Origin of the sequence: Micromonospora sp. NPDC048842, assembly GCF_040649935.1 — a bacterium.
Lineage (GTDB): Bacteria > Actinomycetota > Actinomycetes > Mycobacteriales > Micromonosporaceae > Micromonospora > Micromonospora hortensis.
Genome location: NZ_JBEZGK010000002.1, coordinates 289,986 through 313,059, shown reverse-complemented (window position 1 = coordinate 313,059; position 23,074 = coordinate 289,986). Strand labels below are relative to the sequence as shown.

General features: G+C 71.7%; 24 protein-coding genes and 1 pseudogene. 13 read left to right on the top strand and 12 right to left on the bottom strand.

The window, feature by feature from the left end; all coding sequences use genetic code 11:
• Positions 1 to 245: 245 nt before the first annotated feature.
• Entirely contained in the window at positions 246 to 2,978 is a 2,733-nt protein-coding gene (locus tag AB0C19_RS03965) for a hypothetical protein (RefSeq protein WP_357178962.1), read from the top strand.
• 660 nt (positions 2,979 to 3,638) lie between these two features.
• Positions 3,639 to 5,477: an NHL domain-containing thioredoxin family protein gene (locus AB0C19_RS03960; RefSeq protein WP_266304060.1), complete on the top strand. Its 1,839-nt coding sequence runs from the start codon at positions 3,639 to 3,641 to the stop codon at positions 5,475 to 5,477.
• 33 nt (positions 5,478 to 5,510) lie between these two features.
• Here AB0C19_RS03960 and AB0C19_RS03955 read toward each other — a convergent pair whose 3' ends face one another.
• Genes AB0C19_RS03955 through AB0C19_RS03945 form a run of 3 tightly spaced genes read right to left on the bottom strand, consistent with a single transcriptional unit; the run spans position 5,511 to position 7,931 of the window.
• The gene (locus AB0C19_RS03955; protein WP_238685227.1) at positions 5,511 to 6,260 is read right to left on the bottom strand and encodes a 5-oxoprolinase subunit PxpA; all 750 of its coding nucleotides are present in this window, start codon (positions 6,258 to 6,260) and stop codon (positions 5,511 to 5,513) included.
• Positions 6,244 to 7,107 carry a biotin-dependent carboxyltransferase family protein gene (locus tag AB0C19_RS03950; RefSeq protein WP_357178957.1) on the bottom strand — a complete coding sequence of 288 codons (864 nt, stop codon included), beginning with the start codon at positions 7,105 to 7,107 and terminating at the stop codon, positions 6,244 to 6,246. Before AB0C19_RS03950 ends, AB0C19_RS03955 begins: the two co-directional genes overlap by 17 nt.
• The gene (locus tag AB0C19_RS03945) at positions 7,104 to 7,931 is read right to left on the bottom strand and encodes a carboxyltransferase domain-containing protein (protein ID WP_357178954.1); all 828 of its coding nucleotides are present in this window, start codon (positions 7,929 to 7,931) and stop codon (positions 7,104 to 7,106) included. The genes AB0C19_RS03950 and AB0C19_RS03945 overlap by 4 nt, the downstream gene beginning before the upstream one ends.
• Positions 7,932 to 8,038: 107 nt before the next feature.
• Here AB0C19_RS03945 and AB0C19_RS03940 point away from each other — a divergent pair, with 107 nt between their 5' ends.
• Positions 8,039 to 8,716: a hemolysin III family protein gene (locus AB0C19_RS03940; protein WP_112601190.1), complete on the top strand. Its 678-nt coding sequence runs from the start codon at positions 8,039 to 8,041 to the stop codon at positions 8,714 to 8,716.
• 510 nt (positions 8,717 to 9,226) lie between these two features.
• On the opposite strand, the gene AB0C19_RS03935 is transcribed toward AB0C19_RS03940, so the two are convergent.
• Positions 9,227 to 9,514: a DUF6458 family protein gene (locus AB0C19_RS03935; RefSeq protein WP_210783027.1), complete on the bottom strand. Its 288-nt coding sequence runs from the start codon at positions 9,512 to 9,514 to the stop codon at positions 9,227 to 9,229.
• Positions 9,515 to 9,626: 112 nt separating this feature from the next.
• On the opposite strand from AB0C19_RS03935, the gene AB0C19_RS03930 reads away from it, so the two are divergent.
• A complete protein-coding gene (locus AB0C19_RS03930; RefSeq protein ID WP_357178950.1) occupies positions 9,627 to 10,166 on the top strand; it encodes a histidine phosphatase family protein in 540 nt (179 codons plus the stop codon).
• 49 nt (positions 10,167 to 10,215) lie between these two features.
• Here AB0C19_RS03930 and AB0C19_RS03925 read toward each other — a convergent pair whose 3' ends face one another.
• The 4 genes from AB0C19_RS03925 to AB0C19_RS03910 all read right to left on the bottom strand — a co-directional run bounded on the left by AB0C19_RS03925 (position 10,216) and on the right by AB0C19_RS03910 (position 14,534).
• Entirely contained in the window at positions 10,216 to 10,485 is a 270-nt protein-coding gene (locus tag AB0C19_RS03925) for a DUF6458 family protein (RefSeq protein ID WP_030487564.1), read from the bottom strand.
• Between the two features lie 195 nt (positions 10,486 to 10,680).
• Positions 10,681 to 12,537 carry an acyl-CoA dehydrogenase gene (locus AB0C19_RS03920; RefSeq protein ID WP_357178948.1) on the bottom strand — a complete coding sequence of 619 codons (1,857 nt, stop codon included), beginning with the start codon at positions 12,535 to 12,537 and terminating at the stop codon, positions 10,681 to 10,683.
• Positions 12,538 to 12,666: 129 nt separating this feature from the next.
• Positions 12,667 to 13,791: a PP2C family protein-serine/threonine phosphatase gene (locus AB0C19_RS03915; RefSeq protein WP_357179492.1), complete on the bottom strand. Its 1,125-nt coding sequence runs from the start codon at positions 13,789 to 13,791 to the stop codon at positions 12,667 to 12,669.
• Between the two features lie 104 nt (positions 13,792 to 13,895).
• Positions 13,896 to 14,534, bottom strand: coding sequence for a septal ring lytic transglycosylase RlpA family protein (locus AB0C19_RS03910; protein WP_357178945.1), 639 nt, complete (start codon positions 14,532 to 14,534; stop codon positions 13,896 to 13,898).
• Positions 14,535 to 14,721: 187 nt separating this feature from the next.
• Here AB0C19_RS03910 and AB0C19_RS03905 point away from each other — a divergent pair, with 187 nt between their 5' ends.
• Genes AB0C19_RS03905 through AB0C19_RS03895 form a run of 3 tightly spaced genes read left to right on the top strand, consistent with a single transcriptional unit; the run spans position 14,722 to position 16,842 of the window.
• Positions 14,722 to 15,273, top strand: coding sequence for a phosphoribosyltransferase family protein (locus tag AB0C19_RS03905; RefSeq protein ID WP_357178941.1), 552 nt, complete (start codon positions 14,722 to 14,724; stop codon positions 15,271 to 15,273).
• 33 nt (positions 15,274 to 15,306) lie between these two features.
• Entirely contained in the window at positions 15,307 to 16,353 is a 1,047-nt protein-coding gene (locus tag AB0C19_RS03900; RefSeq protein ID WP_357178938.1) for a questin oxidase family protein, read from the top strand.
• Positions 16,354 to 16,410: 57 nt separating this feature from the next.
• Positions 16,411 to 16,842: an ASCH domain-containing protein gene (locus AB0C19_RS03895; protein ID WP_112700111.1), complete on the top strand. Its 432-nt coding sequence runs from the start codon at positions 16,411 to 16,413 to the stop codon at positions 16,840 to 16,842.
• 32 nt (positions 16,843 to 16,874) lie between these two features.
• Here AB0C19_RS03895 and AB0C19_RS03890 read toward each other — a convergent pair whose 3' ends face one another.
• Complete coding sequence (locus AB0C19_RS03890; RefSeq protein WP_357178934.1) at positions 16,875 to 17,783, bottom strand: LLM class flavin-dependent oxidoreductase; 909 nt, start codon at positions 17,781 to 17,783, stop codon at positions 16,875 to 16,877.
• Between the two features lie 116 nt (positions 17,784 to 17,899).
• On the opposite strand from AB0C19_RS03890, the gene AB0C19_RS03885 reads away from it, so the two are divergent.
• The 3 genes from AB0C19_RS03885 (at position 17,900) to AB0C19_RS03875 (ending at position 19,790) form a co-directional block, all read left to right on the top strand.
• The gene (locus AB0C19_RS03885; protein WP_357178931.1) at positions 17,900 to 18,331 is read left to right on the top strand and encodes a hypothetical protein; all 432 of its coding nucleotides are present in this window, start codon (positions 17,900 to 17,902) and stop codon (positions 18,329 to 18,331) included.
• Between the two features lie 77 nt (positions 18,332 to 18,408).
• Positions 18,409 to 19,113: a dihydrofolate reductase family protein gene (locus AB0C19_RS03880; RefSeq protein WP_357178929.1), complete on the top strand. Its 705-nt coding sequence runs from the start codon at positions 18,409 to 18,411 to the stop codon at positions 19,111 to 19,113.
• A 32-nt stretch (positions 19,114 to 19,145) separates the two neighbouring features.
• The gene (locus AB0C19_RS03875; protein WP_357178926.1) at positions 19,146 to 19,790 is read left to right on the top strand and encodes a dihydrofolate reductase family protein; all 645 of its coding nucleotides are present in this window, start codon (positions 19,146 to 19,148) and stop codon (positions 19,788 to 19,790) included.
• A gap of 25 nt (positions 19,791 to 19,815) precedes the next feature.
• On the opposite strand, the gene AB0C19_RS03870 is transcribed toward AB0C19_RS03875, so the two are convergent.
• The gene (locus tag AB0C19_RS03870) at positions 19,816 to 20,157 is read right to left on the bottom strand and encodes a VOC family protein (protein ID WP_238685215.1); all 342 of its coding nucleotides are present in this window, start codon (positions 20,155 to 20,157) and stop codon (positions 19,816 to 19,818) included.
• Between the two features lie 182 nt (positions 20,158 to 20,339).
• Here AB0C19_RS03870 and AB0C19_RS03865 point away from each other — a divergent pair, with 182 nt between their 5' ends.
• Genes AB0C19_RS03865 through AB0C19_RS03855 form a run of 3 tightly spaced genes read left to right on the top strand, consistent with a single transcriptional unit; the run spans position 20,340 to position 21,908 of the window.
• Positions 20,340 to 21,095: a hypothetical protein gene (locus AB0C19_RS03865; RefSeq protein WP_357178922.1), complete on the top strand. Its 756-nt coding sequence runs from the start codon at positions 20,340 to 20,342 to the stop codon at positions 21,093 to 21,095.
• On the top strand, positions 21,092 to 21,436 hold the full coding sequence (locus AB0C19_RS03860; protein ID WP_357178920.1) for a transcriptional regulator: 345 nt from the start codon (positions 21,092 to 21,094) through the stop codon (positions 21,434 to 21,436). Before AB0C19_RS03865 ends, AB0C19_RS03860 begins: the two co-directional genes overlap by 4 nt.
• Positions 21,437 to 21,470: 34 nt before the next feature.
• On the top strand, positions 21,471 to 21,908 hold the full coding sequence (locus AB0C19_RS03855; RefSeq protein ID WP_357178918.1) for a GyrI-like domain-containing protein: 438 nt from the start codon (positions 21,471 to 21,473) through the stop codon (positions 21,906 to 21,908).
• 26 nt (positions 21,909 to 21,934) lie between these two features.
• On the opposite strand, the gene AB0C19_RS03850 is transcribed toward AB0C19_RS03855, so the two are convergent.
• Together AB0C19_RS03850 and AB0C19_RS03845 are read right to left on the bottom strand one after the other, a co-directional pair.
• Positions 21,935 to 22,225, bottom strand: coding sequence for a hypothetical protein (locus tag AB0C19_RS03850; protein WP_357178915.1), 291 nt, complete (start codon positions 22,223 to 22,225; stop codon positions 21,935 to 21,937).
• Positions 22,226 to 22,230: 5 nt separating this feature from the next.
• Positions 22,231 to 22,956 (bottom strand): annotated as a pseudogene (locus tag AB0C19_RS03845) (AfsR/SARP family transcriptional regulator); the annotation flags it as partial.
• Between the last annotated feature and the right edge of the window lie 118 nt (positions 22,957 to 23,074).

Sequence of the window (23,074 nt, the reverse complement as noted above, 5' to 3'; positions counted from 1 at the left end):
CTGCCGCAGCGCCCGGTACGGTGGGCTTCGGTCGCCGCCCGCCGACCCGGCAGAGGCCGAGCCGACAGAAACTGCTCGACATCAACCGGCGACGGTGAGTGACGGCCAGTGCTCCTTGGACGTGTCGTGCCACCACCCGATACCGTGCGGGGAGCCGGCACAGCGGTACGCCGGTGACGCCGGCAGCCACGCCGAGGAGACCGATCGGCACCGGCGAGCCGACATGTGATGGAGGAGGCGCACCCATGACGTCCGAGGGCCCGCACCGACCCGGCCAAGAGCCGGACGAGGTGTCACCGGGCGCCGGCGGACCGGCGCCGTACGGCGACCGCCCGGCGCAGCCGGACAACGGCCAGAACGCCGCCGGCCCCGACCTGGGCTGGGCACCCCCGCCCCCGACACGGCCCAACCCGTCGGCGCCGGCATGGGCGGCCCAGTCCGAGCAGCCGCCAGCCCCCGCCTGGGGTACGGCCGCCGCTCCGCAGCCCAACGACCCGGCGCAGCCCGCCTGGGCCGCCGGCGGTGGCGCGAGTGAGCCGCCGCAGCAGCAGCCGGGCGCGTGGTCCGGCAACGACGGCGCGCCAGCTCCGGCGCAGCCCGACCCCTGGGCAGCGCAGCAGCAGGGCTGGACGCCCGCCGAGCAGAGTGCTCCCGCACCGACCTGGACCCCGAACGCCCCCGCTGAGCAGCCGGACTGGGTGCAGGCCCAGCCAGCCGCACGGGGCGCCGCGCATGTTCCCCCGGCCACCGCAGCCTGGCCCGCCCAGGAGGACCCGGCCAACGGCTGGGGCGGCACGGCCCAGGCCAACCCGCCCGCAGCTGACTGGCGAGCGAGCGAATCTCCGCAACCTGACGCACCGCAGGCCGCCGGCTGGTCCGGCGGCGCCCAGCAGGACCAGGCCGCTGGCAACGGTGGCTGGCCCGCTGCCGACGCCGCCCGCGACGACCAGCCGGTGTGGACGCCGGCGGAGCAGTCGCCACCGACCTGGGGCCAGCCCGCCGAGGCGACCGAGCAGCCCGCCCCCGGCTGGGGTCAGGCCGCCCAGCCGAGCCCGGCCCGTGGCGCCGCTCAGGTCCCGGCCCCGACGACGAACTGGCCCGCGCAGGACGATCCGGCCAACTCCGGCGGGTGGGCCGCGCAGCAGCAGCAGGCGCAGCCCGCAGGATGGAACGACGGCAACGAGGCCCGGCAGGACCAGTCCACGCAGCCGGCCGCCTGGGGCGAGGCCGAGGGCCGTCCGCAGCAGCCCGACTGGGTGCTCTCCCAACCGGAGCAGCCGACCGAGCGGCCGGAGCAGGCAGGGTGGACTCCGGCGGAGCCGAGCAACCTTCCTGCCCGCGCCAGCGCCAGCGTGCCCACCAGCGGCGGCGCGCCCAACTGGGCCGCCGGCCCGGACAACGCCGCCCAGAACAACTCCGGGGGCGTACCGGAGGTCGAGCCGTGGGCCCCCGGCGAGGTGTGGGGTCGCGCGGAGGCCGAAGCTTCCGCCCAGTCCCGTGGAGGCTGGGAGGCGGACCGGGGCGACGAGGCACCGGCCTACCAGCCCGGGCCGGCGCCGGGCATCTCGCCGGCGAACGCGGTGCCGCTGCCCCCCCAGGAGCAGCGCGTCCCGGGTGCCAGCCTGGCTGCCGCCCCGCCGGCCGACTACGCGCCCCAGGCCCAGTTCGCTCCGATCCCCGAGCAGCCCGCCTACGCCGAGCGGGAGACCCCGGACGCCCCCGCTCAGTACGGTGGCCGCCCCGAGGACGCCTCCGCGAGCGGCGCGGTCGTGCCCGCCCCGCGTACCTCTCCGGAGTCCGGAGCGGGCCGCGCTGTCGTACCGGTGTCGGACGCCGAGTCGGTAGCCGGCGCGGCGGCCCGGGCCACGGCCAGCGCTTCGGTGCCGCTGGCCAGCCGGGTGATGCCCCCGACCGACCAGGCCATCCGACCGACCGGCACGGCAAACCCGCAACCCCGGGTGTACGGCCGTCCGGCGCGACCGGAGCCGGAGGCCGAGCCGGAGCCGGAGGCGTTCCAGGGCGACTCGGGCGCCGACCGCCAGGGTGCTCCGGAGTGGCAGAACGACGCGCCGCGGCAGGCCACGCCCGACTGGCAGCACGAGGGGCAGCGACAGATCGCTCCCGACTGGCAGAACGAGGCGCAGCGGCAGCAGTCCGCACCCGACTGGCAGAACGACGCACAGCGGCAGGCAGGGCCCGGCTGGGGCGGCGAGTCCCCGGCCGAGCCGCGCTTCGACGACCGGCAGCCCGCACCGAACCCGTTCAACGAGGCCCAGTCGGCGCCTCCGGCGTTCCCGCCCGGTGTGCCGTCCTTCGTCGATGCCCCGGGCAACAACAGGCCGGTGAACGGCACCCGCCCGCACTCCGGTGGTGAGCCGCCGGCGGACCAGTTCGGCGGCCCCGGGTCGCCTGCCGCCGGCACCGCCACCGGGACGGCTACCTTCGGTGCGCCGAACTTCGGCGGGCCGGGCTCCGGCGCTCCGGGCTTCGGCGGGCCGGCGACCGAACCGGTGCCGGGCGGCGGCTTCCCACCGTCGTTCCCGCCACCGCCACAGCCCGCGCCGTCCTGGGGCCAGGAGACCGGCCAGTCGGACCAGGGCCGGTTCGACGCGTTTAAGCCGGACGCCGCCGACGAGCCGAAGGTGGAGCCACCGACGCCGAAGGTGCGCAACGGCAGGGTGCTGGCCGCGGTGCTGATCGCCGCGATGCTCATCCTGGCAGTGCCGCTCGGCCTGCTGCTGCTGCTCGGCAAGGTCGGCGGGGACGACACGCCGTCCTTCGACCCGGCGGTCGGCACCTGCGTGAAGCAGTCCGGGCAGGGCGGCGCCTCGGCGGCGGACTGCGGCGAGGCGGGCGCGTTCACGATCGTCTCGAAGGTGGACGCCAAGGAGAAGTGCACCGACACGACGCAGCCCCACGTGGTGCTGCCGGGTGAGGGCACCAACCGGGTGCTCTGCCTGAAGCCGGCCACGAAGTAGCTGCAACCGACGGCGGGGTCACGGGCAACCGTGACCCCGCCGTCGTCGTACCCGTAGGTGTTGTCGGCATCTCGGGCACAATCCGGTTGTGGAACGTGAGTTGGCGGCGGCGCTGGAGCCGGTCTTGTCCGATCTTGGGAAGCCTGGCGGGGTGCAGCCCGATCTTCGCGATGAACCGTGGCGAGACGACCCACAGACCGCCAGCGCCTTCCTCTACGCTTCCGACGGTTCCGGCCACGGGATCTCGATCGGCCTCGGACTACCCGCCGTGACGCAGATCGTTACACTCGCCGACCAGGTTCAGGACTGGGCGGTGGAGGCACTGTGGTCACTGGGCCGTGCCACCAACTGGCCGCCCTGTCCCCAGCATCCCGAGAGCCACCCCTGGCAGCGGTGGTACGCGCCGACCGAGCGGTCTGGGCCTGTCCCACTCTTGGGACCGAGATCAGCGAGATTGGGAAGCTCGGCCACTGAGCAGGCTATTCGCAGCTCGGCCCGTCGATCTTGCAGCTTCGGTCGTTCTTTTGCACCAAATGCACCCTGGGTCGGGACAGAAAGTGCAAGATCGCGTAGGTCACCGCAGCGAAGGCGGCGCAGGCTAGGACGCTTGTCGTACGGGTCACGGCGGCTGGGCCCACGGGGCGTGGCAGGCTGACAGGCATGGGAACGACAGCGCGTGTACGTGCCCCCGAACTGCGCGGTCGGGGCTGGCTGAACACCGGTGGGCGCGAACTGAAGCTCGCCGACCTTCGCGGCAAGATCGTCATTGCCGATTTTTGGACGTTCTGCTGTATCAACTGCCTGCACGTGCTCGACGAGCTGCGCCCGCTTGAGGAGAAGTACGGCGACGTGCTCGTCGTGATCGGCGTGCACTCGCCGAAGTTCGAGCACGAGAAGGACGCCGACGCCCTCGCCGCCGCCGTGGAGCGGTACGGGGTGCACCACCCCGTACTCGACGATCCTGAACTGGACATGTGGCAGCAGTACGCCGCCCGGGCCTGGCCGACCCTGTCGGTGATCGACCCCGAGGGTTACGTGGTGGCCACCATGGCCGGCGAGGGGCACGCCGAGGGGCTGGCCCGACTGATCGACGAGTTGGTCGCCACCCACGAGGCGAAGGGCACCCTGCACCGGGGGAACGGCCCGTACGTCCCGCCGCCGGCACCGGAGACCGCGCTGCGCTTCCCGGGTAAGGCGGTGCTGCTGCCCAACGACAACCTGCTGGTCTCGGACTCGGCCCGGCACTCCCTGGTCGAGATCGACCCGGACGGCGAGACGCCGGTGCGTCGGATCGGCTCGGGCGAGCGCGGCCGGGCGGACGGGCCGGCCACCGCGGCGACGTTCTCCGAGCCGCAGGGGGTGTGCCTGCTGCCCACGCACGTCGCCGAGGTGGCCGGCTACGACCTGGTGGTGGCCGACACTGTCAACCACCTGCTGCGCGGCGTACGGCTGGAGTCCGGCGAGGTGGTCACCGTGGCCGGCAGTGGGCGGCAGTGGCGCGCCGAGGTCGACGACCACGCCCACGACGCGTTCGCCGTCGACCTCTCGTCGCCGTGGGACCTGGCCTGGTACGACGACAAGCTGATCATCGCGATGGCCGGCATCCACCAGCTCTGGTGGTTCGACCCGATCAAGCGGACCGCCGGCATGTACGCCGGCACCACTGTCGAGGCGTTGCGCGACGGCCCGCTGGCCGAGGCGTGGATGGCCCAACCGTCCGGGCTCTCCGTCTCCGCGGACGGCACCCGGCTCTGGGTGGCCGACAGCGAGTCCAGCGCCGTCCGGTACGTCGAGAACGGTGTGCTGGGCACCGCCGTCGGGCAGGGCCTGTTCGACTTCGGGCACGTGGACGGCCCGGCGGAGTCGGCGCTGCTCCAACACCCGCTGGGCGTGTGCGCGCTGCCGGACGGCTCGGTGCTGATCGCGGACACGTACAACGGCGCGGTGCGTCGCTTCGACCCGGCCAGCAACCAGGTCTCCACCGTCGCCGACGGGTTGGCGGAGCCGAGCGACCTGGTGCTCACCCCGTCCGGTGAGGTGCTGGTGGTGGAGTCCGCCGCGCACCGGTTGACCCGGCTCGCCCCCGGTGCCCTGTCGGCGGCGGGTGCCAGCACTGTGGACGGGCCCCGGCGCCGCACGGAGCGCAAGCCGACCGACGTCGCCGCCGGCGAGGTCACCCTGGACATCGTCTTCACCCCGGCGCCGGGGCAGAAGCTGGACGAGACGTACGGGCCGTCGACCCGGCTGGTGGTCTCCGCGTCCCCGCCGGAACTGCTGGTGGACGGTGCCGGCACTGGCACCGAACTCTCCCGCCGGTTGGTGCTCAACGGCGAGGTCACCGCAGGGGTGCTTCAGGTGACCGCGCAGGCGGCGACCTGTGACGCGGACGTCGAGCACGCGGCGTGCCACCTGACCCGGCAGGACTGGGGCGTACCGGTCCGGGTGGTCGACGGCGCGGTGACCCGGCTGCCGCTGGTGCTTCGCGGCCTGGACGCCTGACGCGATCGGAGGGGCCCAACTGGGCCCCTCCGATCAGGCGAACGGGGCCAGCGTGATGTCGGCGTCGATCAGGGTGGCGCGGACGAGTTCGGCGGCGGAAACCGCGCCCGGGGTGTCACCGTGCACGCAGATCGAGTCGACCGAGCACGGGATGACTGTGCCGTCGACCGCCACCACGCTGCGTTCGGTGGCCATCCGCGCCGCCCGTTCGGCGATCTGCTCGGGATCGGTGATCACCGCGCCGGGGGTGCCGCGCGGCACCAGCGCCCCGTTGGGCAGGTAGGCGCGGTCGGCGAACGCCTCGGCAACCACCGGCAGGCCCGCGCCCACGGCGAGTTGGGCGAGCGTCGAGCCGGGAAGGCAGAGTACGGGCAGCTCGGGGTCGTAGCCGCTGACGGCGGCGACCACCGCCGCCGCCTGGGACTCGTCGGTGCTGGCCGCGTGGTAGAGCGCCCCGTGCGGCTTGAGGTAGCGGACCCGGGTGCGGAACAACCGGCAGAACGCGTCCAGCGCCCCCAACTGGTAGGTCACCTCGTCGCGTAGCTCGGCGAAGTCGTACGCGATGTGCCGCCGGCCGAAGCCGGCCAGATCCCGGTAGCCGACCTGCGCGCCCACCGCGACCCCGCGCCGCGCGGCGCCCTCGCAGACCCGCCGCATGGTGGACGGGTCGCCGCCGTGGAAACCGCAGGCGACGTTTGCGGAGGTGACGAGGCTCAGCAGCGCCTCGTCGTCGCCGAGTCGCCAGATGCCGAATCCCTCGCCCAGGTCAGCGTTGAGGTCCATGGAATCTGACGGTAGTACCTGGCCGGGCCTGCGCGAGCGGGGTCACGTCGGTGACCACCCCGATGACTGGGTATCCACCGGTGGTCGGGTGGTCCGCGAGGAAGATCAGGGGTTGTCCGTCCGCCGGCACCTGCACCGCACCGAGCACGATGCCCTCGCTGGGGAGTTCGCCGGCCACCGCGCGGGGGAGCGCCGCGCCGGCGAGCCGCGCGCCGACCCGGTTGCTCACCGGGCTGATGGTGTACGCGCTGCCGAAGAGCCTGTCGAACGCGGTCGGCGTGAACCAGTCCTCGCGAGGACCGGGGACCAACGTCAGGTGCAGCTCCTCAGGCGGCGTGGGGCACACGGTCAGGTCCACCGGTGCGGGGGTGCCGACCGGGTCACCGAGCGGCAGCAGGTCACCGTCCCGTAGCCGGGGCGGTCCCAGCCCGGAGAGGGTGTCGGTGGCCCGGCTACCGAGCACTGGCGACACGTCGATGCCGCCCGCCACCGCCAGCCAACTTCGTACACCCCGCAGGGCGGGACCGATCCGCAGCACCGTCCCCGCCGGCACTGTGAGCGGGCGTCCGGTGTCACCGGGTCGGACACCCGCCTGGACGGCGACCTCGGCGCCGGTCACAGCCACCGTCGCCGCCCGGGTCAGCCGCACTGTGCAACCGGTCAGGGTGATCTCCAGGCCGGCCGCCTGCTCCGGATTGCCTACCAGTCGGTTGGCCAACCGCAGGGCACCCGGGTCGAGGGCACCGGACCGCGGTACGCCCAGGTGCGCCCAACCCGGCCGGCCCAGGTCCTGCACCGTGGTGAGCGCACCGGCGCGGAGCACCTCGATGGCGGCCGCGTGGGTCACGCCGCCACCATCCGGACCGTTGTGCCCGGACCGAGTCGGGCCGGCGGGTCGGCGGCCACGTCGAACAGCACCAGGTCGGTCCGACCGACCAGCAGCCAGCCGCCCGGGGAAGCGCCCGGGTAGATGCCGGCGTACGGGCCGGCCAACGCGACCGAGCCGGCCGGCACCCGGGGACGGGGCGTGGCCAGCCGGGGCAGCGCCAACTCGGTGGGCAGCCCGGTCAGGTAGGGGAATCCGGGGGCGAATCCGCAGAAGGCCACCCGGAACCGGGTGATGGTCAACCGGTGCCGCACTGCCGGCACGTCCACGCCCCAGTGCTCCGCCACCGCTGGCAGGTCCGGCCCGTCGAAGATGACCGGTACGTCCACGTCCGCCGCGCCGTCGGCTCCGTCTCCGGTGGCGGCGCTGTGGGCATGGGCGTCGGCTTTGGCGTGGGCTTCGGCTTTGGCGTGGGCTTCGGCTTTGGCGTGGTCTTTGCCGTGGGCGTCGGCGTCGGCGTCGGCGTCGGCGTCGGCGTCGGCGTCGGCGTCGGCGTCGGCGTCGGCCTGATTGGGGCGGATGGTCGCGGTGGTGACGGCGGGCGCCCATCGGGTCAGCTGCTCGGCCGTGGTGGTCGGGTCGGGCAGGCCGTCGAGCAGCACGGTCCGGGCCGCCGGCACGATCTCCGCAGCGATCAGGTCGCCCCGCTCCCGACGCCGCCACAGCTCGGCCCGCCACGCTTCGACAAGCGCGGCTTCCGGGATGTCGGCCACGGCTTCGGGGGTGTCGGCGGGGGCGGTGCAGTCGAGTAGCAGGGCGTGCGCCCCGACGGGCCGGATCCGCATTCGCTCATCCTCGCCGATGTCGAGTCGATCCGGTGTTCACGTTGACGGTGCCGGGTGTCACCAACGCCACTACTTACAAGTAACCTACGGTGCCGTAACCTAACTGGGTGACCACCTCCGCCCCGCTTCGCCTGAAGCCGGTCGACATCGGTAAGCCCCGGATGCGCGGCTGGCTACACACGTACGCCTTCTTCGTCGCCGTGGTCTGCGGCATCGTGCTCTGCTCGATCGCCGCCACCCGGCCGGGGTGGGCACCCCTGGTGAGCTGCCTCATCTACAGCCTGACGGTCTGCGGGCTCTTCGGCACGAGCGCGCTGTACCACCGTCGCGTGTGGTCGGAGCGCGGCTACCAGGTGATGCGCCGGATGGACCACTCGATGATCTTCGTGTTCATCGCCGGCACGTACACACCGCTGTGCGCGATGTTGCTCGCGCCCCGGCCGGCCACCGTGATGCTGGCCCTGGTCTGGGGCGGCGCGCTGGCCGGCGTGGCGGTCAAGGTGATCTGGCCGCACGCGCCACGCTGGGTGTCCGCGCCGCTCTACCTGGCGCTGGGCTGGGTGGCGGTGGCCATGCTGCCGGAGATCCTGCACGGGGGCGGCGTCGCAGCACTGGTGCTGCTGATCGTCGGCGGCGCGATCTACAGCGTCGGCGCGGTCTTCTACGCGTTGCGCCGACCCAATCCGTGGCCGACCGTCTTCGGCCACCACGAGTTCTTCCACGCCTGCACGCTGCTGGCGGCGCTCTGTCATCACATCGCGATCTACTTCGCGCTGTTCGCCTGACCCGAACGGCCAAGACGCAGGGCGCGACCCGAACGGCCACGACGCAGGGCGCGACCCGGCCACGACGCAGGCCGCGCGACCCGAACGGCCGGGGCACAGGCGGCCCAGCGAACGCAGCTCGGCGCGAACGCACCCTGGCGCGAACGCACCCCGGCCTCCTGGTCCCGGCAACGCCGCTCGGCACTAACGCAACGGCGGCAGCCGCCATGATCGTGCTCGATCAAGGAGGTGGCTTCGCTCGCACCCGAAAGCCCTATCTCCTGGATCGAGCACGATCTTCGGCCGATCACCTCTCCAGGGCGGCCCCCGGGATCGGGCCCCCTGCCGAGATCCGCGCAACTTCGGGGAAACTGCTGCCTCGGCGCGCCGTCAGCCAGCAGTTTCCCCGAAAGTGTGCAGATCTTCGCAGGGGTAGCGGGGGCCCGGCGGTGCCGGCGCACACCCGGACTGGGCGGACACACGAGCCGGGGCCCCGCGACGCTGCGGGACCCCGGATTCTGTGGGCGAGGATCAGACCGGTCGGCCCGGCCGACGCACCTCGCGGTACTCCTGCATGACCTGGTTGTCCTGGACCGGCACGACCCGGTCTGCCACCACGCGCTCCTCGCGAACCGGCGCGGCCACCACCGGTCGGCGGCGGCTGTTCCAGAAGTAGAGGGTGGCGAGCAGACCGGCGACGCCGGCGAGCATCAGTACCCAGCCGACCACGGCCAGGTCCAGCCAGCCCAGGTCGGCCTCCACTGCGAACGCGAAGATCGCGCCTAACGCGATCAAGAAGATGCTGCCACCAATGCCCATGTCTCGCTCCTCGGCTCTAACCTGGCGTACGTCGCGCCGCGGCCGTCGGTAGGGGTGCGGCATCCATCGACTTACCCAGGCGCAGAGATCGCCAATCGGGCAAGCTGGGGGCATGACGGACGCCGACCCCGACACACGGACTCTGGTGTTGCTGCGGCACGCGAAGGCCGAGCAGGGCAGCGACGCGGCGGACGACGCGGAGCGGCCGTTGAGCGCACGTGGGACCGCCGACGCGGCTGCGGCTGGGGCCTGGTTGGCGCACCAGGGACTGCTGCCCGACGTGGTGATCTGCTCGACGGCCCGACGCACCCGGCAGACCTGGCACGGGGTGGCGATGGGGATGACCGGTTCACCGCCGGAGGGCGGCCCGACCGGTCCTCGCCCGACGGTCCGTTATGAGCCTGGTGCGTACGACGCGCATCCCGAGGAGTTGTTGTCGCTGGTCCGCACTGTGGATCCGGCGGCCCGCACGGCGTTACTCATTGCCCACAATCCGGGCATCTCGCTGCTTTCGGCGCTCCTGGACCCCGAGGGAGTTGACGACGAGGGTTTGCGCACCGCCGAGCTGGCGGTGCACACCTGCCCGACCGGCTGGGTCGAGTTGAGCAGGGCGGGAGCGCCGCTCACGGCTCGGCACACCGCACGCGACTGAGCCACCCGCCGATCCGACGGGTGGCTCAGGGGTACGCGTTGTGCGGGGATCAGGACGGCGGTGCGGTTGGTGGCGGCGGGTCCGGCGGTGGCGGCATCATCGCCGTCGGATGAGACAGCCGGTTCTCCTCCACGATGAGGGTTCGAGCCCGCTTGCGCCGGTCCTGCCAGAACCAGACAGTGGTCAGCAGTACGGCCAGCCCGGCCAGGATGAACACCCAGCCGACAGCGCGTACGTCGATCCACCAGACGTTGGCCCTCAGCGCGAAGGTCAGGATCGCGCCGATGGCGATGAGAAAAATGCCGCTTCCTACACCCATGTGCGCTGCACTCCCCCGTGCGGTGGCTCTGGGCGTTCCCTTTCGAGGTCACGCGACGGTTACCCGCCACGCCAGCGGCATACCCGACCGGGCTCGGCCAATACGTGCCGCCGCCGGACGGAGACGGCGACGGCCGGCGGGGCAGAAGCCCCACCGGCCGTGGCAGGTGCCGGGTGGTGCGACCCGGCACAAGACCTAGAAGGCCTCCTCCGGGAGGTCCATGATGTCGAGGTCGGCGCCCTCGATGATCCGCCGGTCGGCGCCGATGCGGGGCAGCACCTCACGGGCGAAGAAACGGGCAGCGGCCACCTTGCCGGTGTAGAACGCCTTGTCGCTGGCGGAGACCTCGCCCGCGAGGGCCTTCAGCGCCACGTCGGCCTGCCGCTGGAGCAGCCAGCCGACCACCAGGTCGCCGATCGCCAGCAGGAACCGCCGGCTGCTCAGCCCGACCTTGTAGAGCGCGCGGGTGTCGCCGCCCTGCGCCTCGCCCAGCCAGCCGGTCAGCACGCCGAGGATGTTCTGGATCTCGGCGAGCGCCTTGCCCAGCGCCTGCCGCTCCTCCTTGAGCTGGCCGTTGCCCGCCTCGGAGGAGATGAACTCCTGGATCTCGCCGGAGACCGCGAGCAGCGCCTTGCCGTTGTCCCGAACGATCTTGCGGAAGATCAGGTCGAGGCTCTGGATGGCGGTGGTGCCCTCGTACAGGGTGTCGATCTTGGCGTCGCGGACGTACTGCTCCAGCGGGTAGTCCTGGAGGAACCCGGAGCCGCCGAAGGTCTGCAGGGCCTCGTGCCCGAGCATCTCGTACGCCCGCTCCGAACCGACGCCCTTGACCAGCGGCAGCAGCAGGTCGTTGACCCGCTTGGCCAGCTTGGTGGCCTTCTCGTCCCCGGCAGCCTCGGCCAGCGCGACCTTGTCCTGCCAGGTGGCGGTGTAGAGGACCAGAGCGCGAAGACCCTCGGCGTACGACTTCTGCAGCAGCAGCGAGCGGCGCACGTCCGGGTGGTGGGTGATGGTGACCCGGGGGGCGGTCTTGTCCGCCTGCTGGATCAGGTCGGCACCCTGAACCCGGTTCTTCGCGTACTCGAGGGCGTTGAGGTAACCGGTGGAGAGGGTGGCGATGGCCTTGGTGCCGACCATCATCCGGGCGTACTCGATGATCATGAACATCTGTCGGATGCCGTCGTGCTTGTCGCCCAGCAGCCAACCCTTGGCCGGTACGCCGTGCTCGCCGAAGGTCACCTCGCAGGTGTTGGAGACCTTCAGGCCCATCTTGTGCTCGACGTTGGTGGCGTAGACGCCGTTGCGCTCGCCCAGCTCGCCGGTGGTCTCGTCGAAGTGGAACTTCGGCACCACGAAGAGCGACAGGCCCTTGGTGCCGGGGCCACCGACACCCTCCACGCCGACCGGACGGGCCAGCACGTAGTGCACGATGTTGTCACTCAGGTCGTGCTCACCCGAGGTGATGAAGCGCTTCACGCCCTCGATGTGCCAGGTGCCGTCGGGCTGCTGGATCGCCCGGGTGCGCCCCGCGCCCACGTCCGAGCCGGCATCCGGCTCGGTAAGGACCATCGTGGAGCCCCACTGCTTGTCGATGAAGAGCCTGGCCCACTTCTTCTGCCGCTCGTTGCCCTCGACGTGCAGCACGTGCGCGAAGGACGGGCCGGAGGCGTACATCCAGACCGGCGCGTTCGAGCCGAGCACCAGCTCGGCGAGCGCCCACCAGAGGGCGCGCGGCGCGTTGGTGCCGCCCAGCGCCGGCGGCAGGTCCAGGCGCCAGAACTCGGAGTCCATGAATGCCTGGTAGGACTTCTTGAACGACTCCGGCAGCGGCGCTGTGTGCGTCGCCGGGTCGAAGACCGGCGGATTACGGTCACTGTCCGTGTAGCTGGCGGCCAGATCCTCGCGGGCGAGGCGGTCGACCTCAGCGAGGAAGCTGCGGGCGGTGTCGGTGTCGAGATCCGAGTACGGCTCCTGGCCGAACGCCCGGTCCGCCCCGAAGACCTCGAACAGGTTGAACTCGAGATCCCGGAGGTTGCTCTTGTAGTGGGTCATGCTCGCTGGCCCCGCTTCCGGACAGGTGTTACCGATCAGTAACCCCGACTGTATTACTCGCGGGTAGGCAGCGACAAGCGGATCACCCAAGTGACAGCGATTACACACCTGCGGGCGCTGTCGGCCGGCTCAGCTCTCGGCGGCGCCGACCTCCCAGCTCGGGACGGCCACGGCCGCGCCGGTACGGGCCCCCACGTACTCCATCAGGACCAGCGCGATGTCGTCGTCGAGCCGACCGTGCACCCACTCGACCAGGGCGGTCTCCAGCGATGCCAGCCCGTCGGCGACAGTGCCATGGCCGAGCAGTCGCCAGGCCCGGTCGGCGGTCGGAAAGAACTCGCCGTCCCGCCGCGCCTCGCCGAGACCGTCGGTGAACAGCAGCAGCCGGTCCCCGGGCTCCAGGCGTTCGACCCGGGGGCGGACCACCGGCATGAACCCGAGCGGAGGCGCCGGGGCCGGTGGTTCCAGTGGGATCACCGCACCCCGGCGTAGCAGCAGCGGTGGCGGATGCCCGCAGTTGACGATCGTGAGGGTGCCGCCGCGCTCCTCGACCAGTGCCGCAGTGACGAAGTCCTCGTCGCCGACGTTGCGGGCCACCGCGCGGTCCAGGTCGGCGACGACGGCCCGCAGGTCGGCCCGCTCGTACGCCACGTGCCGGTAGGAGCCGAGGACGATGCTGGCCAGCCGGACCGCGTCCAGACCCTTGCCCCGCACGTCACCGATGATCATGCGGACGCCGTAGGGCGTGTCGATCGCCTCGTACAGGTCGCCGCCGATCTCGGCCGTCGCGGTGGAGGAGATGTAGCGTCCCGCTACCGAGAGCGTGCCGACCTGCGGCCCGAGCGGGCGCAACACCGCCTGCTGGGCCACCGCGGCGAGTTTGGTCAGCTCCACGATCCGCTCGGCCTGCCGCTGACGAACCCAGGCCACCGCCACGGCCATCCCGGTGACGAGCGCGACCGCGACAACGCTGACCGAGGTGGCCAACGAGACCTTCGGCGCGACCAGCGCGAAGCCGGTGCCGATCAGTGTCGCCGCGACGCCCACCCCCAGGACCACCAGCCAGGACGCCAGGGCGGCGGCGAGTACCGGCGCGGCCGCCAGGAGCGCGACGTAGTGCACCTTGCGGCCGTCCGCCGCCTCCACCGCCGACACGATCGCGAGCAGAACGAGGGCCGCGCCGAGGCCGGCGCGGGATCCGGGGCTCAGCGGGCGACGGCCCGACTGGAGGAGTCGCGTGGGTACGAGGGACAGTTTGCCTGATCCACGTGAACCGGTGAATGAACCTGACCCGTCGTCCGAGGAGGTTCTGTCCGGCCGGCCCAGTCTGCCGGCCGAATCGGCGTCGCCGGCCCCGCTCAGCCGAGGACCTCGTAGCGGACGGTGAGCGCGCCCACGTCGACCGAGGCGATGCTGGCGAAGGCGGCCCGGGACAGGTCCAGGCAGCGGCCGTCGATGAACGGGCCGCGGTCGTTGATCCGCACCGTCACCGACTTGCCGTTGGCCGGGTTGGTCACCCGGACCTTGGTGTTGAACGGCAGTGTCTTGTGCGCGGCGGTCAGCGCGTCGGGGTTGAACGACTCGCCGTTGGCGGTGAGCTGCCCGTCGGAGTAGAACGAGGCGCCGCACGAACCGCTCTCCAGCACCTTCGCCGCGGCCGTGGTCTTCTTGACCGTCGGCTTCGGCTTCGGCTTCGGCGACGCGGTGCGCTCCTTGCCCCGAGAGGCGGCCTGCTGCGACCGGGTCGCCGACGGGCTGGCGGTCGCGCTGGGCGAGGCGCTGACGCTCGGGGTGACGGCCGGGGCGCTGGGGGTGAGGCTGCTCGCGGCGGTGGTCGGGGTGAGGTCGAGAGCCACCTGCCCCGACTGGTCGGGGCCGGAGACCAACTGCACGGCACCTACGGTGCCTCCGACGGCGAGGGCGACGCCGACCGCCGCGGTGGCCACGATGCCCGCCGGGGAGGAGAAGATGCGGGTACGGGAGTGCTTGCCTGCCACCTGCCCGGTCCTTTCGTCGTCTGAACAAACCGGGTCGGACCGTAACGAGAGAAGCACTTCCGAAGTCAACGTGATCATGGTGCTATGCCCGTATTTGCACAGGTACGTGTAGCCGATCATCCGACCCGGGGTGGGCCGGGTGGCCCGGGTGCCGGCACGCCCACCCCCCGTGCCGGAGGATGAGCGGATGCCCGCCGATCTGACCGAACGCCTGGCCGCCCTGTTCCAGTGGATCGACCCCGGCCCGGACATCAGTCACCTGGTCAGCGACATCTCCGGTTGGTGGCGGGACCCGGCGGTGCTGGCCGAGCTGGGGCCGGCCCTGGTGGCGCCGTACCGGACCGCCCGGCCCACAGTGGTGCTCGCGCCGGCCGTCACCGGGCTGCTCCTCGGGCCGTTGGCCGCCACCGCCCTCGGGGTCGGCTTCGTGGCCGCCCACAAGCCCGGTGACGGGCGACTGCCGGCCGGGCCACTCACCTGGGCGCAGAGCCCACCGGACTACCGGGGCCGACGGGTCGACCTCGCCGTACGGAACCGACACCTCGGCCCCGACGACCGGGTGCTGGTGGTGGACGACTGGGTGCGTACCGGCGCGCAGCTACGCGCCCTCTACGACATCTGCGCCGCGCGGGGCGCCGAGGTGCTGGGCACCGCGGTGGTAGCCGTGGACTGCCCGCCCGAGGTCGCTGCCGACCTACGGGTCACCGGCCTGATCGACGCCGCTGATCTGCCCTCTTGACCTGAAGCGAGGTTGAGCACCGACGATCGGCGGATGAGTGACGGGATTCTTGACGAGGCGTACGAGCGGCTGCACCGCACCGGCCCGGAATATCAGGGCTGGCTGTCCAACCACGGGCCGATGGCCGTCGAGGCGTTGGTCCGACACGGGCACCCGCACCGGGTGCACCGTTGGCTCGACGACTACCTCGGCCGCCTCGACGAGTTGCCCCGAGGGCTGCACCCGATCGACGACTGGCGGTCGGCGCTGGGTGATCCGAAGCGCGCCGGTGACTGGCTGGCCTACTTCGACAGGCAACTGCGCGAACACCAGTGGCGCGCGGTGCTCGGCACCTGGTGGCCCCGGCTACTGCCGGGCATCGCCGCCGGCGCCACGCACGGTGTGATCCGGGTCGGGCACGCCGTACGCGCGCTCGACCCGGACGACGAGAACCGACAGCGGCTCACCGAGTTGGGTCAGGCCCTCGGCTACTGGGCGGCCCGCTGGCAGCCGATCCCCGGCACCGACCGGCTGCTCACCGGCGATTCGGACCAGCCGGCCACCGACGACATCGACGTGACGGCTGCGCTGGCCGGGCTGCCCCGGATCGACGACCAGACCGGCGGCGTCCGGGATCGGCTGGACCAGCTGCCGGGCGTACCCCGATGGGAGCCGGCACTCGCGAAGCTGCGCCCCGCGCGGAGCCCGGCCGAGGCGGAGCGTGGGCTCACCACGCTGGTGCACCGGGCCGGCCTGGACTACCTGCGCTTCGGGCACGCAGCGCCGGTCATGCTGGTGCACGCGGTCACGGCGCCGACCGCCGTGCTGCGTACCCTGCCGGCACTCGACAGGGGTCTGTGGGCGCCGAGCTACGCCGCGGCCTGGGCCGCGGCGGCGGCCATGACCTCCGTGTACGCCCCAGCCGACGGCATCGCGCCACCGACAGTGACCCCCGCGACGCCGGCGGAGGTCTTCGCCCGCGCGGCCCGCCACGGCGACGAGCACGTGGTCAAGCTCGCCGACGCGATCCTCGACGCCTACGCGACCAGTGCTGACGAGCGGCTCCTCACCGCACCCGGCTACGCCGGCCAACTGATCTGAGCGGGGCGACGGGTATTGCGGCGGCGGCCCGGGCCGCGCTGGCCTAGCCTCGGCAGGATGTGGCCTCGGATCGGTGAACTGCGCGCCCTCGCCCTCGGCACCCCCGGCGAGTTGCGGTCGACCCTCAACACCCTGGTGCTGGCCGGTGTGAAGACCGCGACGGCCGGCCGGCTCGCCGAGTACGCGGAAGAAGGCGAGGAGTTGGAGCACGTCGGCGAACGCCTGGCACTTGTCGACGACGACAACGCACTGGCCGGCGTCGTGGAGATCACCGGAGTCGAAGTGGTCCGCTTCGCCGACGTGCCGTGGGACTTCGCCCACGCCGAGGGCGAGGGTGACCGCTCGATCGAGGAGTGGCGGGCCGGGCACTCGACCTACTGGGCGCGGCTCGGCACCCCGGTCGACGGCGACACCCCGATCGTCTGCCTGCGCTTCCGCCTGGTCTCCGGCGGCGAGGGCGGTGTGGCCAGCGGCGACCTCGGCACCTGACCGGCCGCCCCAGCCGGCTCGGTGTGGCGGCCTCAGCCCCGTAGTTGTGGCAGCAACCGCGTCGCCACGTCCACCAGGATGGCCTCGTCACCGGCGTACCAACTGCTGGCGCGCGGCCAGTGCGTCACCACGTCGGTGAAACCCAACTCGGCGGCCCGGCCGACCTGATCGGCGAAGAACTGTGCGCTGCTGAGCGAGAAGACCGGTGCCGCGTCCAGCGAGAGGTAGCGGTCCAGGCTGGCCCTGTCGCGGCCGGCCTCGTCCAGGGTCCGGTCCATCCGCGCGGACAGCGCCGACACACTGCCCCACCAACCCGCCAGGTCGTTGTCATCACCGGTGCCGGTGGTGACCCAACCCTGCCCGAAGCGGGCCACCAACCGCATCGACCGTGGCCCGTTGGCGGCCACCACGAACGGCACCCGAGGCTGCTGCACGCAGCCGGGGTTGTTGCGGGCATCCACAGCGGCGAACCAGTCGCCACGCCAGGTGGTGCCGTCCTCCCGCAGGATCAGGTCCAACAACTCGGTGAACTCGGCGAACCGGTCGACCCGCTGACGCGGTGGCAGCGTCTCACCACCCAGCACCGCCGAGTCGAAGCCGATGCCGCCGGCGCCCAGGCCGAGCAGCAGCCGGCCGGCGGAGACGTCGTCCACTGTGGTGATCTGCCTGGCGAACGCGGCCGGATGCCGGAAGTTCGGCGACGCCACGAGGGTGCCCAGCCGAATCCGCGAGGTCACAGTGGCGGCCGCGGTCAGCGTGGCCATCGAGTCGAACCACGGGCCGTCGACCAGGTCACGCCAACCCAGGTGGTCGTACGTCCAGGCGTGGTCGAAGCCCCACTCGTCGACCTGCCGCCAGCGACGCTGCGACTCCGCCCACCGCTGGTCCGGCAGGATCACGATGCCAATCCGCATGATCGCCACCCTAGTCGGGCCGGCCATCCGCCCCCAGCATCCCGCTGAGCAGAGGACGGCCGGCGTCCGGAACACCTGCCAGCCGACCTTCGCCGACCGGCAGCCCTAGATCCACTGCTGCGGCCGGCCCGTACTCTCCGGGGATGCCCACCGAAGGAGCTGCTGCCGCCCGCGTATCCCCGGGTCGCCAGGCGCGCCGGCTCCGCATGATCCGCACGGTGGGGTTGCTGGTCGGGGTGGTCGTCCCGTCCCTCATTCTCCGCGAGCTGATCGAGTCTCGGTTCGGCCGCGGGCCGGTGGCCGACCTCAGCGCGGTAGCGGTGCCGATGGCGGCGACCGCGTGGCTCGCGCCGTACGCCTCCTATCGCCGGCGCGACGCCCTGCTCTGGCTGGTCGGCCCGGGCATCTACGTCTTCACGGTGATCGCCTGGCGGGTGGCCCTCGCGCCCTACCGGGACTGGAGCCCCCGCCCGGAGGAGAAGACCCGGATGCGCTGGTCACGCGACCCGGAACACGCCGGCACGTGGTACCTGACCGAGCCCGAGAGTGGCACGCGTCACACTGCTTCCCGGTAGGGACATCGCTTTCGGCTCCGACCCCTCGGGGAGCGGCACCCAGGCGGGGTGTCGCCCGAGGAGAGGACCAGAGCGCGATGACGAAGGTGACAGCACAACTGTCGGTGTCGGTCGACGGCTTCTACGCCGGCCCACAGTTCGACGGGAACGGCAACTGGATGGACTCGGCGGAGAGCGCGAAATTCTTCCGGGTCACCCGGTGGGCTACCGAAGCGGCGGCCTGGCGCGAACGACAGGGCTTTGCCGGCGGGGAGCAGGACACCAACTCCGAGGTGATCGCCGAGTCGTTCGGGGCGGCCGGCGCGTACGTGATGGGGCGCCGGATGGCCGACGGAGGTGAGATCCCCTGGGGTGAGGAGCCGCCGTTTCGCGCGCCGGTCTTCGTCGTCACCCACCGCCCCCGCCAGCGGCTGGTGAAGGGCGGGGGCACCAGCTTCACCTACGTCACCGACGGCGTGGTCAGCGCCGTCGAGCAGGCGCGCGCGGTGGCCGGTGGCAAGGATGTCGCGGTGGCCGGGGGCGGCAGCCTGGTGCGGCAGGTGCTCAAGGCCGGGCTGCTCGACGAGTTGGAGCTGCACGTCGTACCGGTAGTGCTTGGCACCGGCCTGCGACTCTTCGACGCGGACCTCGACCTGGGCGACCGGGAAGGGGTCGAGCTGACGCCGACCCGCGTCCTTGCCACCCCACAGGTGACCCACATCCGGTACGCGGTGCGCGGTCGCGCCCCGCTCGTGCTCGACGACCGGGGCAGCGGAGGCGGCCCAACGGTGACCGCGAACTGAATCACGGCCCATCGAAGGAAGGAGGGGACACCATGCCGCAACTGTTGCGGGTGCAGTGCTTCAACGTTTCGCGCGACGGGTTCGGGACCGGAGAGGGGCAGAGCCTGGAGCGGCCCTTCGGTCACGCGGACCCCACCCCACTGTTCTCCTGGCGTTCCGCCACCGCCAGCTTCGTGTATCGCACCGAGCCGGGCGGCACTCGTGGCCTGGACGACTACCTGACCCGCGACGCCGAGTGCAACATCGGCGCGGAGATCATGGGTCGCAACAAGTTCGGCCCGCAGCGCGGCCCCTGGAAGGACCACGAGTGGCAGGGCTGGTGGGGGGACAACCCGCCGTTCCACACGCCGGTCTTCGTGCTCACCCACCACCTGCGTCCGTCGTTCAGCCTGTCCGACACCACGTTCCACTTCCGCGATGTCAGACCGGCCGAGGCACTGGCCGAGGCGAAGCAGGCAGCCGACGGTCGGGACGTACGCCTCGGTGGTGGGGTGGCGATAATCCGCGAGTTCCTCGAGGCCGACCTGGTCGACACGATGCACATCGCCGTGGCGCCCGTCGACCTCCAGCGGGGCGAGCGGCTGTGGGACAGCCCCGACGAGTTGCTCGACCGCTTCCACCTCGAGTCGGTGCCCAGCCCCAGCGGAGTCACCCATCTGCTGTTCTGGAGGCGATGACCGCCCTCCTCCCCGGCGCCGTCGTCTAGAGCCGGGCCAGCACCAGCAACCGGTTGCCGTCGGGGTCGGTGACCCTGGCGGACCGCTCGCCCCAGGGCTGGTCGACCGGCTCCTCGGTGACCGTCGCTCCACCCGTACGCAGCGCGCCCACTGCTGCGTCGCAGTCGTCGGCGTAGACGCACAACTCCCAGCGGTGCGAGTCGGCCGGCCCGCCAGCCTCCGGGTTGGCGGCCAGGCCGAGCTCGCTGCTGCCCAGCCGCAGCGCGACGAACTCCGGGGCGCCCTCGTCCGGGAACTGGTAGGTCAGCTCGAAGCCGACCACGTCCCGGTAGAACGCGATCAGTCGTGGCAGGTCAGGTGTCGTCACGATCGGAAAGGCTTCGGTGAACACGGACCACCTCCACGCCGGACCCTAGCCGCGCTGCGGCTCCGGTGGAACCACCACTGTCGATACCGGTGGGCGTCGTTGTTCGGTTACCTCTTGCGCAGAATGGTTTGCGATGCAAACCTATTGGTATCGCAGCAGCGCCAAGCGGCCTGGAGGTCATCGTGTCGGAGCAATCGAGCACCGCGCCGAACAGCAGAGACAACCCCGCAGAACTCCTCGCGTCGATGGCCGCGCTCCGCCGCCGCACCCGGGTCACCCGGCACGCCTACTGGCTGCCGCTCCTGCTGTTCGGTCTCCTGATCGCGGCGGCGGCCCCCCTGTACGTGGAGTCGACCGACCCCCTCGTCATGCGCGGTCCGCAGGACAACCCCGCGCTGACCGGCCTCGGTGGGGACTTCCTCGAACGCTCGGCGGGCCTCGGGTGGTACTGGTTGGTGGCGCTCATCGGCGGCTACCTGCTGACCCTCGGGTGGTACCGGTGGCACGGCGCGCGGGTGGGTGTCCAGACACCGACCCGGACATACGTCATCGCTGGCATCGTCGGCACGCTGGTCGGGCTCGTGCTGCCGATCGTGCTGCGATTCCTATTGCTCAACTCGGCGACGTCGGTGTCGAACGGGACCAGCTGGGTGACCACACCGCTGCTGGGCGTCTCCGATCGCGGCATGATCCCGCACCTGGTCATCGCGGTGGGGCTACTGGTTCTGGCTCGACTGGAACGCAGCCGAGGCCTGACGGCCGTGGCCGCGCTCTACGCTGCGGCGGTCGCCCTCGTGAACATCTACTTCCAGACCGCCAACTTCGAGCCGGGAGACCTGAACCGCCACAGCTTCCTGCTGGCGGCCCTGCTGCCGGCGCCGATCCTGCTCGTCGGTGGCATCATCGCTCTTTTCACCACGGGTAAGAGGTCGACATGAGCACCGGCACCGGCGGGCACCCGACGAACGGGCTCAGCGACACCGTCCACCAACGCAACCGGCTCGGCATCCTCACCATCGCGGCGGAGGCCGAGCGGGTGGAGGTCGCCTACCTGCGCGACGCCCTCGAACTCACCGCCGGCAACCTCTCCCGACACCTCGCCGTGCTGGAGGAGGCCGACCTGATCCAGATCGAACGGGGCTACCACGGCCGCCGGCCCAAGACCTGGATCAGGATCACCGATCAGGGGCAGGCTGCGTTGACTGCCGAGATCGACGCGCTGCGCGAGCTGCTGCGCCGCCACCAGGAGTTGGGTGGCCCTCCGCGGCCAACCGGGTAGGAGCCTGTCGTACGGGTGGCATAGGTTGCCGGTCATGAATGCGTCGATGCCCGCAGCGGATCTGATCACCCGGCGCGTCGAGCGCCGGGAGACACCAGTCCTGTTCATCTCGACCGCCGACGAGCAGGACGCGATCACCGAGGCGTGGGATCGCCTGGAGACGATCGTCGGGTCACTCCAGGGGCGGAAGTTCTTCGGGGTCTTCGGCCCGCCCGACGGGTCATACCGGGTCTGTGTGCAGGTCCAGGACGACGACGATGCGGCGTTGAACGGGCTCGAGTCCGGGTCGATCCCCGGCGGTCACTACCTGTCGACGACCGTGCAGGGCGAGCCGCCGGAGATCTACTCGCACATCCCCACCCGATACGCGGAGCTGAAGCAGGTCGCCGACCACGACTCGACGCGTCCCAGCATCGAGTTCTACCGTCGGCGCGACGAGATCGACCTGCTGATCCCGGTGAACGCCCGCTAGCGACGCGGGCGGTTCACCGGGCTCGCCTATCTTCCCCAGGGCTCGGCTGGTCGGCAGTCAGCTCCCGGCTTGCCGTAGACGAGGGTGCCGGCGGAGTCCACGTAACAGTGATCGAACTCGTGCGACGAACGGAACAGCAGGCGGCGGTCGATTTCTGCCCCGGTGCTGTCATAGCTGACCAACTCGGCGTCCCTGGTGACTTCTGCGTGATCGGTGAGTAGGCCGAACACCCCGTGCGCCAAGCGCGCCGTGGTCGTCTGCCCGTCGCCGTGTTCCAGCACCAGCCGTTGCACCCGAGCGCCGACCCGGCCGCTCACCGCGACGTCGCCCCCCGCAGGAGCGCGACGTGCAACGCCGAGAGTTCCGGCGAGGGGTCGACGCCCAGCGCGTCGGCCAAGGCCTCACTCGTGCGCTGGTACACGAGCAGCGCCTCGTTGTCACGGCCGCTCGCGGCGAGGGCTTGCATCAACCCGAGAACCAGCCGTTCCCGCACCGGGTGCGCGGCCACCAGGTCGGTCAGCTCCGCGACCAGCTCCGGACCGTGGCCGAGACTGATCTCCACGTCGAAGCGATCCTCCAGGGCGGTCAGACGCAGCCTGTCGAACCGGGTGACCGCCGCGTCGAGCGCCGTGCTGTCGACCAGACCGACGTCCTGCATCGCCGCACCGCGCCACAGGTCGAGGGCCTCGCGCAACCGCCGTACCCGCTGCGGGCCCTCGTCATCGCGAGCCAGACCGACGAGGCGCTCGAACCGTACGGCGTCGACGACGTCGGGTTCGACCATCAACCGGTAGCCGTCCGTCTGTCCCTCGATCGACCCCTCCGGCAGCGCCTTCCGGAGCCGGGAAACCAGGCGGTGCAGGGCGTTAGCCGCGTCGGTGGGCGGATGTTCGCCCCAGATCCAGTCGACGAGGGTCCCCTTCGGGACCACGTGACCCGGGTTGAGTGCGAGGGCGGTCAGCAGCCCGCGCAGCCGCGCGCCCGGCACGTCGATGACGGTGCCGATGTCCGTGCGAACCTCGAATGGACCAAGCATCCTGACCTGCACCTGGCAGATCCTGCCATGAACATGAGAGGCATCCGTGTGGCCGATGCCCGCTCCGCCGACGGCGGTCGACCACGCGTTCCTGGCCCACTTGCACGCCGGTAGATCGCCGTGGTGGTCC